Below are 412 nucleotides of genomic sequence, written 5' to 3' on the forward strand. Positions count from 1 at the left end.
TTCAGCTTTGTATCGTCCATATGGTGCGTTACAGCCTGAACTTTGTTTCGTGGAAAATGCGCAAGGAAGTGGCTGCCGACCTGCGCGCCATATATGCGGCGGCCACTGCCGAAGAGGCAGAGTTGCAGCTGATGGCATTTGAAGAAAAGTGGGATGAGGCTTACCCGTCAATCGGGCAATCATGGCGCAGAAACTGGCAGCGTATTATCCCGTTATTTGATTACCCGCCGGAAATTCGCAAGGTCATTTACACCACCAATGCGATTGAATCAGTGAACATGAGCCTGCGTAAAATCACCAAGAACCGGGGCTCATTTCCAAGCGATGATGCATTGACCAAGCTCTTCTATCTGGCGCTGAGAAACATCAGCAAGAAATGGACGATGCCAATCCGGGATTGGAAATCGGCACT

At 50.2% G+C, this 412-nt stretch carries 1 protein-coding gene; it reads left to right on the forward strand.

Translation table 11 applies throughout. The annotated features are described in order from the left end of the window. The coding region (locus FEF65_RS13305) for a transposase (protein ID WP_138240300.1) at positions 1 to 412 on the forward strand (412 nt) is incomplete at both ends.

The organism is Mariprofundus erugo (genome assembly GCF_005818865.1).
Lineage (GTDB): Bacteria > Pseudomonadota > Zetaproteobacteria > Mariprofundales > Mariprofundaceae > Mariprofundus > Mariprofundus erugo.